The sequence below is a fragment of the Streptomyces sp. NPDC046909 genome (genome assembly GCF_040644695.1).
In the GTDB taxonomy this organism is placed as follows: Bacteria; Actinomycetota; Actinomycetes; order Streptomycetales; family Streptomycetaceae; genus Streptomyces.
In genome coordinates this window covers 246954-259996 of sequence record NZ_JBEYXC010000012.1, presented here as the reverse complement: position 1 = coordinate 259996, position 13043 = coordinate 246954, and the positions used below count along the sequence as shown (strand labels likewise).

12 protein-coding genes are annotated in these 13043 nt (G+C 71.9%); 5 read left to right on the top strand and 7 right to left on the bottom strand.

The genetic code is table 11. From position 1 onward, the window contains the following. Window positions 1-29 precede the first annotated feature (29 nt). The 3 genes from ABZ928_RS35120 to ABZ928_RS35110 all read right to left on the bottom strand — a co-directional run bounded on the left by ABZ928_RS35120 (window position 30) and on the right by ABZ928_RS35110 (window position 3144). The gene (locus tag ABZ928_RS35120; RefSeq protein WP_361527860.1) at window positions 30-1133 is read right to left on the bottom strand and encodes a MerR family transcriptional regulator; all 1104 of its coding nucleotides are present in this window, start codon (window positions 1131-1133) and stop codon (window positions 30-32) included. Between the two features lie 72 nt (window positions 1134-1205). Next, the gene (locus ABZ928_RS35115) at window positions 1206-1874 is read right to left on the bottom strand and encodes a HEAT repeat domain-containing protein (protein WP_361527858.1); all 669 of its coding nucleotides are present in this window, start codon (window positions 1872-1874) and stop codon (window positions 1206-1208) included. Between the two features lie 151 nt (window positions 1875-2025). Then, a complete protein-coding gene (locus tag ABZ928_RS35110; RefSeq protein ID WP_361527856.1) occupies window positions 2026-3144 on the bottom strand; it encodes a hypothetical protein in 1119 nt (372 codons plus the stop codon). 165 nt (window positions 3145-3309) lie between these two features. Here ABZ928_RS35110 and ABZ928_RS35105 point away from each other — a divergent pair, with 165 nt between their 5' ends. Continuing rightward, window positions 3310-4464, top strand: coding sequence for a cystathionine gamma-synthase (locus tag ABZ928_RS35105; RefSeq protein ID WP_361527854.1), 1155 nt, complete (start codon window positions 3310-3312; stop codon window positions 4462-4464). A gap of 51 nt (window positions 4465-4515) precedes the next feature. On the opposite strand, the gene ABZ928_RS35100 is transcribed toward ABZ928_RS35105, so the two are convergent. The 3 genes from ABZ928_RS35100 to ABZ928_RS35090 all read right to left on the bottom strand — a co-directional run bounded on the left by ABZ928_RS35100 (window position 4516) and on the right by ABZ928_RS35090 (window position 5994). Continuing rightward, a complete protein-coding gene (locus tag ABZ928_RS35100) occupies window positions 4516-4764 on the bottom strand; it encodes a hypothetical protein (RefSeq protein ID WP_361527852.1) in 249 nt (82 codons plus the stop codon). A 34-nt stretch (window positions 4765-4798) separates the two neighbouring features. Continuing rightward, entirely contained in the window at window positions 4799-5302 is a 504-nt protein-coding gene (locus ABZ928_RS35095) for a sigma factor-like helix-turn-helix DNA-binding protein (protein WP_361527850.1), read from the bottom strand. A gap of 185 nt (window positions 5303-5487) precedes the next feature. Further along, a complete protein-coding gene (locus tag ABZ928_RS35090; protein WP_361527990.1) occupies window positions 5488-5994 on the bottom strand; it encodes a MarR family transcriptional regulator in 507 nt (168 codons plus the stop codon). 163 nt (window positions 5995-6157) lie between these two features. Between ABZ928_RS35090 and ilvA the strand changes: the two genes are divergently transcribed. The 4 genes from ilvA (at window position 6158) to ABZ928_RS35070 (ending at window position 12769) form a co-directional block, all read left to right on the top strand. Further along, a complete protein-coding gene (gene ilvA / locus ABZ928_RS35085; protein WP_361527848.1) occupies window positions 6158-7396 on the top strand; it encodes a threonine ammonia-lyase in 1239 nt (412 codons plus the stop codon). Window positions 7397-7552: 156 nt separating this feature from the next. Beyond that, on the top strand, window positions 7553-8563 hold the full coding sequence (locus ABZ928_RS35080; protein WP_361527846.1) for an ATP-binding cassette domain-containing protein: 1011 nt from the start codon (window positions 7553-7555) through the stop codon (window positions 8561-8563). A 67-nt stretch (window positions 8564-8630) separates the two neighbouring features. Next, window positions 8631-9410 carry an ABC transporter permease gene (locus tag ABZ928_RS35075; protein WP_361527988.1) on the top strand — a complete coding sequence of 260 codons (780 nt, stop codon included), beginning with the start codon at window positions 8631-8633 and terminating at the stop codon, window positions 9408-9410. Window positions 9411-9565: 155 nt separating this feature from the next. Beyond that, a complete protein-coding gene (locus ABZ928_RS35070) occupies window positions 9566-12769 on the top strand; it encodes a tetratricopeptide repeat protein (RefSeq protein ID WP_361527844.1) in 3204 nt (1067 codons plus the stop codon). Window positions 12770-12789: 20 nt separating this feature from the next. On the opposite strand, the gene ABZ928_RS35065 is transcribed toward ABZ928_RS35070, so the two are convergent. Further along, complete coding sequence (locus tag ABZ928_RS35065) at window positions 12790-13038, bottom strand: hypothetical protein (protein WP_361527842.1); 249 nt, start codon at window positions 13036-13038, stop codon at window positions 12790-12792. Between the last annotated feature and the right edge of the window lie 5 nt (window positions 13039-13043).

Genomic DNA, 13043 nt, shown 5'->3' with positions numbered 1-13043 from the left:
GCCGGGGGACCTGAGACACCTCACCCACCTCACCGTGCGTCGCGCAGCTGAAGCAGATACGCCGCGGTCAGCGCGACGGCACGGTCCTCGTCCCGGGACAGCTCCTTGAGGGCACGGGAAGCCGTGCTCCCGGGGATGTCCGCCAGCGCCTGGGTCAGTCGTACGCGGGCGGGTGCCTCCGTGGTGGGGTGGGCCCGGGCGAGACGGTCGACGAGCCCGTCGGCGATCCGGTCCGCCGTCGCGGTCTCGCCCGCCAGCAGGCTCAGCGCATCGGCCGCCTCGGTGTCGTTCCTTCCCGCTACGACCATGTCGAGAAGCCCCGGTACGGCTTCGGCCACGCCACGCGTCCCCAACGCCAGTGCCGCGTGGCCGCGCACCACCGCATCGGGGCCGGCGAGGGCGTCCCGCAGCCGGGCGGTGGCTTCGGCGCCGGGCATCTCGGCGAGGGACCGGACGGCACGCTCGCGCACAGCGGCCACGGGGGAGCCGAGGCTCTCCGCGAGCAGCGCGGTCGCGGTCGCCGCGGCGGTCGCCGTACCGCTCCTGTTCCCGCCCCTGCCCCTGTCTGTGCCTCCGTCCCTGCCCCTGCCCCCGTCGCCTTCGCTGTCCGCGTTGACGGCTCGCACGAGCGCCCAGCGCAGGGCCCCTGCGACATTCGGCTCCGCCTCCCTGAGTACCGCTTCGACCAGGGCCTCCACCGGTACGGGGATCTCGTCGGCCGAGGAAAGGGCCGCGCGCTGGCGGGCGGCGGCGCTCTGCGACCCCAGTGCCTGGAGGACGGCGACGACCTGGAGGACGTCCTCCCATCCGGTGGGTTCCGCGGCGCCGATCCGGCGGAGCCGGGTGAGCAGCTCGGTCTCGGCCGCGATGCGTTCCCGTGTCTGACGGATGAGGTCGTCGACGAGCACCGAGGGCTCGAAACCGGGGTCGTCGAGCGCGCGCCCGATCTCCCGCAACGTCAGTCCCAGCGACCTCAGGCTCTCGATGTGGAAGATCCGCCGGATGTCGTCACCGGAGTACTCCCGGTACCCGGAGCCCGTACGCCCCGAGGGCCGCAGCAGCCCGAGCGACTCGTAGTGCCGGAGCATGCGCGCACTGACCCCGGACCGCCGGGCGACCTCACCGATCAACACGTGCTGTGGTCCCTCCTGCCGGTCTGACCTACGGGTCCTTCTCGCCTCGCCTCGCCGCTGCTACCGCTACCGCTACCGCTGCCCGTCCGGGCCGGACCCGCCGAGGGCCACCACGCGCTTCGCCTCCTCGACCGCGGACTCGAACCCGGCGTCCGGGTCGCGCAGCAGCCGCTCCGTGGCGATCGCGTGCGTACGCACCCCCGCGTCACGGACCGCCGTCGCGGTACGCAGCACCGGCACAGCCGCCTCGCCCAACGCGACCAGCGCCCGGCTCAGACTCAGCTGCGTCTCCCGCGCCCCGCGCCCCAGCAGCGTGGCGAGCGCCTCGGCCAACCCGCCCTCCTCGCCCTCCGGCACCAGCACGACCGCGGCCCGCCAAGCACTCCGCGCCACCTCGTCGTCCGCGTCGGCGAGCAGGTCCGGCGTGATCACCGGCCACGCCCTCCGATCCCCGATCTTGGACAACGTATGCAAGGCCTGACTCCGCGCCTGCGCCCGCTCCGAACGCACTTCGCCCAACAGCACGGGCAGCGTCACGGACACCGGGTGGCGCGTCAGCGCCCAGGTCAGCATGTCCCGGACGAAGAACTCGGGCTCCACCGCACACCGGTCGACGAGCGCCCCGACGAACCGCGGATCCGGCGCCGAACCGACCTCCAGAGCGGCCCGCAGCCGCACGGACGAACGGCCGTCCTCCAGCCCTCGCAGCGCCCGGCTCACATCGGCTTCCTGTCCCGTCATGGTCACCGAGACCACCTCCTCGACAGGAAGTGAAGGCCTTGTCACCGTGTCAAGGTCAAAAAGCGAGGGGCCGAGAGGTGCGGCACCGGCGGCTCCGGCGGCACCGGGCACGGTCTCCCGGCACCACCGCCCGTTCCGCAGCGGACCCCGCTCAGTGCGGGAGCGTCGCCGGGCTGCCGCCGTTCGCCTCGTAGCCCGCGACCGCCAGCGCGCGGTAGACCGCGAACTCGGCGGCCGGGTCGGGGGAGAGGGTCCAGGGGAGGGCGCCCACGTGGCCGTCGATGTGTATGAGCTGGTTCATGGCCTCCGCCCAGCGCTCGCCGCGGACCAGGAAGAAGACCAGCATGTGCCGTACGTGCGCGAGCATCGGGTCGTCCGGGCGGGCGGAGTGCACGGCGTGCAGGGCGCCGTGGATCGCCTTGGTGACGACCTCGCTCTGGTAGAAGCCGCTGACCAGGTTCACCTCGGGCAGGTGCTCGAAGACCCCGAACATCGGCATCGACGCCAGCAACGAACCCTGCGGAGCGCGGGCCGCCGCGGCCTCCGCGAAGGACATCGCCAGCTCACGCGAGCCGTGCCACTTCTCGCACCAGTAGTGCAGTGCCGCCAGGTGCGCTCCCATGTGCGCCGGGGCGCGGTCCAGGATCTTGAGCCACAGCTGCTCGAACTCGGCCCGGGGATAGGCCAGTCCACGGGCCACCGACAGCTCGACGATGTACGGGATCGGGTCACCGGGGGCCAGCAGCGCCGCCTCGCCGCACGCCGCCCTCGCCTCCTCCATGATGATCCGGAACTCGTCCGTGCCCGGCGACGAGGTCCGCCACGCCTGCTGCACCAGGAACTCCGCGTGCACGGCCGCGCCGCCTGCGTCCTTGGGCTGCTCGGCCCGCCACACCCGCAGCCACTGGCCGCCCGGCGACTCGCTCACCCCGCCCGGCCGCTGCTTCAGCTCCAGCGAGGCCGCGCCCGCGAAGGCCTGCACACGCTGCCAGCGCAGTTCGCCCGTGGTCTCGGTGCCGGCCAGCAGCTGGGAGGCCGCCCGGTAGTCCTGGGTGCGCTGCACCAGGTCCAGGACGTCCAGCAGGTCCTGGTCGGGGCCGGGCATGCGGACGTCCAGCTCCTCCTGCCGTGCGAAGCCGTACTCCGCGGGGTCCGCGGCGTCCGGGTGGCCCGGCGGGACCTGCTCGATCATGCCCCGCCTGCGCCGCAGGACCGGCAGCAGCACGAAGCCGAACATGACCACTGCCATCAGGACCCAGAGAATTTCCATGCCTCAAGCGTTCCAGACGCCTCCGACAATTGGCCAACCCGGTCCCCGGCCTGTGGATAACTCCGCTTCCCGAGCCGCGGGCCCGAGCCCCGGGCACCTGGGGAAAACCCTTCTCGAGCCTCGCTGTACGACGCCTGCCCCGCGAGCGGACTACGCTCGGTCCTCATGAGCGACAGGCACATCAGTCAGCACTTCGAGACGCTCGCCATCCACGCGGGCAACACGGCGGACCCCCTCACCGGTGCGGTCGTCCCGCCGATCTACCAGGTCTCGACCTACAAGCAGGACGGCGTCGGCGGTCTGCGCGGCGGCTACGAGTACAGCCGCAGCGCCAACCCCACCCGCACCGCCCTGGAAGAGAACCTCGCCGCCCTGGAGGGCGGCCGCCGCGGCCTCGCGTTCGCGTCCGGACTGGCGGCCGAGGACTGCCTGTTGCGTACGCTCCTCAGCCCCGGCGACCACGTGGTCATCCCCAACGACGCGTACGGCGGCACGTTCCGCCTCTTCGCGAAGGTCGTCGCCCGCTGGGGCGTCGAGTGGTCGGTGGCCGACACCAGCGACCCCGCCGCCGTACGGGCCGCCATCACCCCCAAGACCAAGGCCGTGTGGGTGGAGACCCCCTCCAACCCGCTGCTCGGCATCACCGACATCGCCGCCGTCGCGCAGATCGCCCGGGACGCGGGCGCGCGGCTCGTCGTCGACAACACCTTCGCCACGCCGTATCTGCAGCAGCCGCTGTCGCTCGGCGCGGACGTCGTGGTGCACTCCCTGACCAAGTACATGGGCGGGCACTCCGACGTGGTGGGCGGCGCGCTGGTCACCGCCGACGAGGCGCTCGGCGAGGAGCTGGCGTACCACCAGAACGCGATGGGCGCGGTCGCCGGGCCCTTCGACTCCTGGCTGGTGCTGCGCGGCACGAAGACGCTGTCGGTGCGCATGGACCGGCACAGCGAGAACGCCACCAAGGTCGCCGACATGCTGACCCGGCACGCGCGCGTGACGAAGGTCCTCTACCCGGGCCTGGAGGACCACCCCGGTCACGAGGTCGCCGCCAAGCAGATGCGGGCGTTCGGCGGCATGGTCTCCTTCCAGGTCGACGGCGGCGAGGAGGCGGCCGTCGAGGTCTGCAACCGCGCCAAGGTGTTCACGCTGGGCGAGTCCCTCGGCGGCGTCGAGTCGCTGATCGAGCACCCCGGCCGGATGACGCACGCGTCCGTCGCCGGCTCGGCCCTGGAGGTCCCCGCCGACCTCGTACGGCTGTCCGTGGGCATCGAGAACGTCGACGACCTGCTGGAGGACCTCCAGCAGGCCCTCGGCTAGGTCGTCGGCCAGGTCGTCGCGACAGGCCTCGGCCAGGTCGCCACGGGCCTGTCACCAGCCGGTCAGGGGTGGAGTCGTCTCCGACGGCGGCTCCACCCACGGGCGGGCCGTCACCGCCCACACCACGAACGCCACGCTCGCCGCGAACAGCACGAACCACATCAGCCGTAGCGCCGCCCGTCTGCGCCGCAGCATGCGGCTGCCCCGGCGCACCACCTCGGTATGAAGATCCGGCGGCACCGACGGCGACACCTGCTCCATGAGATGGCGTACGGCGGCTTCCCGTTCGGGCCGGTTCACGGCCGGCTCCGTCCGCAGGCGGACCGGGCTGTCCTCATGACGCGGCCACCTTCGCTCCCCTCACCGCCGGCGCGGGCCCGCGCGGCGGATGCAGCAGCGTCGCCGTCGCCCGGTCGCAGATCGTGTGGACACGTTCCGTCGGCAGGCCCAGGAGCGCCGCCGTCTGTTCCTCGGCGACGCCCTCGTAGAGCCGCAGCACGACCACCAGGCGTTCCTGCGGGCCCAGCGAGGCCAGCGGACTCGTGGCGTGCGGACGGGCGCCGCCCAGGCCGCCGTACTGGTGCCAGGCGCCGCGGGCGAAGCGGGTGGCCAGATACTGGCGGGTGCGGTCGTAGGGGTCCTCGCCGCGCAGCCGGTCCCAGCACGCGTACGTGTGGGCGAGCGAGAGCGTCAGCAGGCGCCGCGCGCGCGGGTTGTCGTCCGGCGCCTCCGCCGTCAGCAGGGTCGCGGCATGCAGCAGCCGCCCGGCCGCGCCCGCGACGAACGACTCGAACTCCCGGGCCCGGCGGGCGTCCTGGGAAGCCTGCCGTTGTCGCACCACGCCTCCCCCTGAGGGCGACCCATGAGATGGCGGGACCCTCGCCGCGTACGGGATACGCAACCGTGTGCGAGTCGGGACCCGGTCTCATATGAGGCCAGGGGTGGCCTTTCGGTCAAGAGCCGCGCACCCGTCAAGGGCCGTGAACGCGGAGATCAGGTGCGGCACACGCGCGTGGAGGCCGCTCAGGACGCCGGCGACGGCTCCGCGCCCGGCAGCCCCTGGGCGGCCATCCGGGAGGAGAGCGCGGTGTTGAAGCGCGTGAGGAGCGTGCAGAAGGCCTCGCGCTCCTCCGGCGCCCAGTCGTGGGTCAGCTCGGCCATCAACTGACGACGGGAGGAGCGCACTTCCTCCAGCCGCGACAGCCCGCGCGGGGACAGCTGAAGCACCACGGCCCGGCCGTCCTCCGGGTGCGAGGTCCGCTTGACCAGCCCCGTGTCCACGAGCGGAGCCACCTGCCGGGTGACCGTCGACGAGTCGATGCCCATGCTCGCGGCGAGCGCCTTGACGCCCATCGGGCCCTCCTTGTCGAGGCGGTTGAGCAGCAGATATGCGGCGCGGTCCATGGAGTTGCGCACCTGCCCGACTCCGCCGAGCCGGGTCTGTTCGGCACGGCGGGCGAAGACCGCCACTTCGTGCTGCAGCGTGTCGAGGAGACCGGTGTCACCGACGGTCGTCATGTCCATCGACATTTCAGGTGTTGTGGGCATGGCCGGGGGCTCACTTCATATAAGGGGTGCTGGGTTGGGGGACAGGGTACGCGGCCGGAAGGCGGGCCGTACCGGCGCTGCGCAAACAGGTCTCGGGGGTTGGTCACACCAGCGCCGCACGACTGTGAACTGCGAGACTTGTGTCATGAGCTACGCCACGGCTGACTCCTTGCACTCCCTTCGGCCCGTCACTCTCGACGACGTACGCGGCGCCCAGAAGATGCTCACGGGCGTGGCACGGGTGACCGCCATGGAGGGCAGCCGGCACCTGACCCAGCTGGTCGGGGCGCCGGTGCACTTCAAGTGCGAGAACCTCCAGCGCACGGGGTCGTTCAAACTGCGCGGCGCGTACGTGCGGATCGCCGGGCTGCTGCCCGAGGAGCGGGCCGCCGGGGTCGTCGCCGCGAGCGCGGGCAACCACGCGCAGGGCGTCGCGCTGGCATCGGCCCTGCTCGGCGTGCGTTCCACGGTCTTCATGCCGAACGGCGCCCCGCTGCCGAAGATCAGCGCCACCCGGGAGTACGGCGCCGAGGTCCGCCTGCACGGACAGGTGGTCGACGAGACGCTGTCCGCCGCGCAGGAGTACGCGGAGCGGACCGGTGCGGTGTTCATCCACCCCTTCGACCACCCCGACATCATCGCCGGTCAGGGCACGGTCGGCCTGGAGATCCTGGAACAGTGCCCGGAGGTGCGCACGATCGTCCTCGGGATCGGCGGCGGCGGTCTCGCGGCCGGTGTGGCGATCGCGGTGAAGTCGCTCAGGCCCGATGTGCGGATCGTGGGCGTCCAGGCGGCGGGCGCGGCGGCGTACCCGCCCTCGCTGGCGGCCGGACGTCCGGTGTCGATCGCGAACCCGGCGACGATGGCCGACGGCATGAAGGTCGGCCGGCCCGGAGACGTCCCGTTCGAAATCATTGGCGAGCTCGTCGACGAGGTGCGTACGGTGACCGAGGACGAGCTCTCCGCCGCGCTGCTGCTGAGCCTGGAGCGGGCCAAGCTGGTCGTCGAACCCGCCGGGGCCAGCCCGGTGGCGGCCCTGCTGAGCGACCCGGGCGCCTTCGAGGGGCCGGTCGTCGCGGTGCTGTCCGGCGGGAACGTCGACCCGGTGCTGCTGCAACGGGTGCTGCGCCACGGCATGGCCGCGCAGGGGCGCTACCTGGCCGTACGGCTCCGGCTGACGGACCGGCCCGGTGCCCTCGCCACGCTCCTCGGGGTGTTGTCAGTGGTGGACGCTAACGTCCTCGATGTGAGTCACGTACGGACCGATCCCCGGCTCGGGCTCACGGAGGCGGAGGTGGAGCTGCACCTGGAGACCAAGGGTCCGGAGCACTGCGCCGAGGTCGGCCAGGCCCTGCGGAACGCGGGCTACACGGTCATCGACTGAGGCGCCGGGCACCGAACTCCCAGCTCAGGGGCTTCTCCCTCACTCGTTCGAGTAAGTCCGTCGAAAAACGCGATACATCGCGTTATGGTGTGTCGGGCGGAGCGAGCCGCACAAACCTAGGCTTTTCGAAGAATCCCCGAAGACGTGGAGACTCATATGCCAGGCGCCATCTATGCCGAAGGCCTGGTGAAGACCTTCGGTGACGTAAGGGCTCTGGACGGCGTCGACCTCGACGTGCCGGAGGGCACCGTGCTGGGCCTGCTCGGGCCGAACGGCGCGGGCAAGACGACGACCGTGCGCTGTCTGACGACCCTGCTGCGGCCCGACAGCGGCAAAGCCGTCGTCGCGGGCCTCGATGTGCTCAAACATCCCAACGAGGTACGGCGCTCGATCGGCCTGTCCGGTCAGTTCGCCGCGGTCGACGAATATCTGACGGGCCGCGAGAACCTCCAGATGGTCGGCCAGCTCTACCAGATGAAGGCCAAGGACGCGAAGGTCCGGGCCGGTGAACTGCTCGACCAGTTCAACCTCGCGGACGCCGCCGACCGGCCCGCGAAGACCTACTCCGGAGGCATGCGCCGCCGTCTCGACCTCGCGGCCGCCCTCGTCGTCTCCCCGCCCGTGATGTTCATGGACGAACCGACGACCGGCCTCGACCCGCGCAACCGCCAGCAGCTGTGGGAGGTCATCAAGCAGCTCGTCTCCGGCGGCACGACCCTGCTGCTGACCACCCAGTACCTCGAAGAGGCCGACCACCTCGCGCACGACATCGCGGTCGTCGACCACGGCCGCGTCATCGCCCGCGGCACCTCCGACCAGCTCAAGGCCCGCACCGGCGGCGAGCGCGTCGAGGTCGTGGTGCACGAGCGCGAGCACATCGCGACCGCCCGGGAGGTGCTCGCCGGCTTCGGCAAGGGCGAGACCACCGTCGAGGAGCACACCCGCCAGCTCACCGTGCCCGTCACCGGCGGCGCGAAGCTCCTCGCCGAGGTCATCCGCGAGCTCGACGTGCGCGGCATCGAGATAGACGACATCGGCCTGCGCCGCCCCACCCTCGACGACGTCTTCCTCTCGCTGACCGGCCATGTGGCGGAGATCAAGGAGACGGAGAACGGCGAGGCGACCGAACCCAAGGGGCGAGGCCACAAGAAGGAGGCAGCCAAGTGAGCGCCGTCACCGACGCCGCGCGCGTCGCACCGAAGGAGCAGGCGAAGTGAGTGCAGTGAACGACTCCATGGTCATCGCCCGCCGGAACTTGGTGCGGATGGGTCGGATTCCCGAGATGATCGTGTTTGGCCTGCTTCAGCCCATCATGTTCGTGGTGCTGTTCACCTATGTCTTCGGCGGCTCGATCCAGGTTGGTTCGTCCACCTCGGCCCAGGCCTACCGCGAGTTCCTGATGGCGGGCATCTTCGCGCAGACCGTCACCTTCGCCACCGCAGGTGCCGGAGCGGGCATCGCTGACGACATGCACAAGGGCCTCATCGACCGCTTCCGCTCCCTGCCGATGGCACGTGGCGCGGTGCTGACGGGCCGCACCATCGCTGACTCGGCACAGACGGCGCTCACTCTGGTGGTCCTGGCGGTCGTCGCTGTGCTCGTCGGCTGGCGTACACACGAGAACTTCGGGAAGGTGCTCGCTGGATTTGGCCTGCTCCTGCTCCTCGGCTACGCCTTCTCCTGGATCGGCGCGCTCATCGGCCTGTCCGTGCGCACTCCCGAGGCGGCGACCTCGGGCGGCCTCATCTGGCTGTTCCCGCTGACGTTCATCTCCAACGCCTTCGTAGACGCGAACCAGATGCCGACCTTCCTGCGGCACATCGCCGAGTGGAACCCCTTCAGCGCGACGGTCCAGGCGTGCCGCGAGCTGTTCGGCAACCTCCCCCCGGGCTTCAAGACGCCAGATGCCTGGCCCATGCAGCACCCGGTGTGGGCGTCACTGATCTGGTCGGTCGCAATCATCCTCTTCTTCCGCACGCTCGCGGTCCGGAAGTACCGCCGGGCGGACGGTTGACAGAGACGCCCACTCAGAAGCGCGACCCGAAGGCGTCCTGAAACGCTTTTGGATCTTCGAAGCCTCGGCCGTTCGTGATCGCCGCCCTCTCGCGCTCACGCCCGTCCCGAAGGACACTCATAGGCAAAGGAGTTGTCACCGGAGGGGGACCGGACATGCGGGACAGCCATCGGGTGGACGCCGAGCGGCTGTTGGCACGGGCCGTGGAGGAGGAGGTGCGGCGCTCCGGCGGGCGTACCGACGGGCCGGTGCTGATGGCGCGGGGGCGTGGGGCGCTGGACGCCATGGCGCAGAGTGCGGCGGAGGAGTACGAGGCGTATACCCGCGCGTTGGACGAGGCGGCGGCCGGTTCGCTGACGTTCGGGCAGCGGTACGCGAAGGAGGGCGGCGGAACTCCGCTGATGGTGGCGGGAGTCGCCGCGGTGACGGCCGCCGTCGCCGACCTGGTGCTCGGCGCCGGCACGGGGACCGCGCTGGGCGCGGGAGCGGCCGTCGGTGTCGTGGGCGCGGCGGCGACCGTCGTGAAGGTCGCCGGTTCGCATCTGCCGGCCGCGCACCATCGCGCGGGCGCGGTGGGCCAGCCGGGCGGCCCGGAGCAGTTGCGGCTGGCGTGGCTGACGGCCCTTGAGGTGCGCGGTATCCGGCCGTTCCTGGACCAGCAGCGGGTGTCGAGCGCCTCGACGGGGCCGAAGAAGACGGGGCCGCGGCTGAAGGGCGCCGACAAGAGCGCGGCGGCGCGCGGCCGGAATCTGTTGGCGCAGTCGTTCGGTCAACTCCCGGAGCCGGTGGCCGCGTTCGCGGGGCGGCGGCAGGAGCTGGGGCGGATCCGGCAGTGGGTGCAGGCGGCGCGGGCCAGCACGGAGACCCGGTCCACCGTCGTCGTCCTGCACGGCGCTTCGGGCAGTGGCCGTACCGCTCTCGCGCTGCACGCGGCGCACGATCTCAAGGACTACTTCCGTGGCGCGTGCGTCGTGGATCTGCGCGGCGACAGCCCGGAGGAGCCGCCGCTGTCGACCCGGGACGCGCTGCTGCATCTGCTGAACCGGCTGGGCGCGCCGCGCGAGCAGCTCCTGTTCCGTGAGCGCTCGTCACCGGATCAGCAGGTCAAGCGGCTGGGCGAGCTGTATCACCAGCATCTGGCGGGCCTGCCGGTGACGATCGTCCTGGACGACGCCTCGGACCCGGAGCAGGTCCGCACGCTCGTCCCCGAACGCTCGGACAGCCTGGTCCTGGTCACCGCCCGCACCTCCCTGGACCTGCCCGCCGATCTGCCGGCCTGGGTGCACCAGCTGCCGGTCGAGTCGCTGGACGCGGCGGGCGCGGAGGAGCTGCTCGGCGCCTCGGCGCAGGACACTACGGGCCCGTACGACGCCGAATCGGCGGACCGGATCCGGGAGTTGTGCGGCGGGCTGCCGCTGGCGCTGCGGATCGCGGGCTCGTCCCTCGGCCCCCGCTCGCCGCGCGCACTCGCCTCGGACCTGGGCGCGTACGGCCCGGTCGAGCCGGTGGAGCGGGTGCTGTGGCTGCGCTACACCGACCAGGCGGACACCGCCCGCCGGCTGCTGCGGCGTCTCGCGCTCGCCGGCCGGGCGTCCCTGGGCGCGGCGGCGGCAGCGGCGCTCCTCGCCACCGATCAGGCGGAGGCGACTCGCCAGTTGGTGGCCCTCTCCCGGGCGGGTCTGCTCGACCATGTCCGCGGCGACCGTTACCGGCTGCACGACCTGGTCCGCGCGTTCGCCCAGGCCCGTCTCCTGGACGAGGAGGAACCGGCCGAGCGCAACTCCGCGCAGGAACGTCTCATCGTGAACTACGCGGAGCTGGCGGATTCCGTCCTGCGCCTGGTCGACGGCAACATGTCGACCCGCTCCGACCGTTTCAGCCCGCACGGCTTCACCTCGCTGGACGAGGCGCTGCGCTGGCTGGACGACGAGTCGAGCTTCATCACCTCGACCCTGCGGCACGCGGAGGGCGTGAACCAGGGCGCGGTCCTCAACCTCCTGGGCGCCCTGTGCGACTACTGCCTCCTGCGCGGCGACCTCTACCGCCTGGGCGAGATCAGTGAACTGGCGCAGGCGGTGGACGAGGGCCTGCTGCTGCGGTCGGTCCAGTGGCGTACGGGCATCGCGGCCCGCCAGCTGGGCGAGCTGGACAAGGCCCGCACCACCCTGACCTCGGTCGTCGACCTGTACATGGAGGCCCATCACGACGCGGGCGCGGCCCGCGCGCTGTGCTCCCTGGGCATCACCCTCCACCACCAGGGCAACCTGACGGAGGCGGCGACGAAACTCCAGGAGGCCCTGGACCTCCAGGCTGCGCCCGAACTGGCCACGGACCGCGCCTGGACCATGCACGCCCTCGCGGCGGTGGAACGCGACCGGGCGCACGTCGCGGAGGCCATGGACCTGCTCACCCAGTCCCTGGTCCTGCACCGCGCGGGCGAGTCCGTGCACGGCGAGGCCTGGGCCCACTTCCAGCTCGGCCAGCTGGGCCTGCGCATGGGCGACGTCCCACGCGCCGAGGCCGAACTCCGCACCGCCCTCGACCTGTACGGCCGCACCCGCGACGCCCGCGGCGAGGCCTGGGCCATGACCCAGCTGGCCCGCGCCCGCCTGGTCGCCGGCGACCCCTCCCCGGCGGTGGACGGCCTGCGCCAGGCGGCCTCCCGGCACCGCGACAACGAGGACGCGCGCGGTGAGGCGTGGACGGTGTACTACCTGGGCCAGGCGCTGGAGGAGACGGGGAATCTGGATCTGGCCGTGAGGGAGCTGGAACGCTCGCGCACGATGTTCTCCCGCATGCGAGACGTCTACGGCCTCGCCTGCGCCCGCCACCACTCGGCCCGCGTCACCCGCGACCAGCGCGCCGCCCAGACGGGCTCGCTCCGCAACTCGGGCTTCGCCCGCCAGCTCCTGGTCGACGCCCGCGCGGACTTCCAGCGCATCGGCGTGAGCCACGGCGAGGCCTGGACCTGCCTGGAACTGGCGGTGGTGGACGCCGGCAACACCCGCACCCAGCAGGCCCTGACCCTCTGCGACGAGGCCCTCACCCTCTTCACGTCCTACGGCGACCGCCGCGGCGAGGACTGGGCCCGCTTCCTCCGCTCCACCCTCCTCCCCTACGCCGCACCCGGCGGCGTAGAGGTCGGCACAGCGGTGGCCCAGGAGGAACTCTCCCAACTCTCCCGCACGAGCCACCCCCTACGCGACGAGAAGCTCGACGACTACGTCGAGGCCTACCAGCTCCTCCTGGAACGCGGAGTGAACTTGGAGGCAGGCTGGCAGGCCTGGCGCCTGGGGATGGTGCCGAACCGGCATGCGCGGGAGGTGATGGGGGTGGCGGTGGTGCCGGCCAGGAACTGACCGCCCGCCGCCCCCGCGCGTCAGCTCCGGCCGGCTTTGGGCTCGGCGGCGGGCGCCTCGGACCCGGCCTCCGGGTCCGGGGCCTCCTCGAAGTCGACCTTGCGCATCTGCTTGCTCATGGACTTCATCAGGCCCCACACCGCCAGCGCCATCACCGCGAAGACGATGAAGCCGAGGACACCGGGGGTGACCTTGTCCTCGTCCACCTCCTTCGCGAGGGTCGCGAAGTGCGTCATTGCCAGGCTCACGCTTGCGCTCATGTCAGGCATTGTCC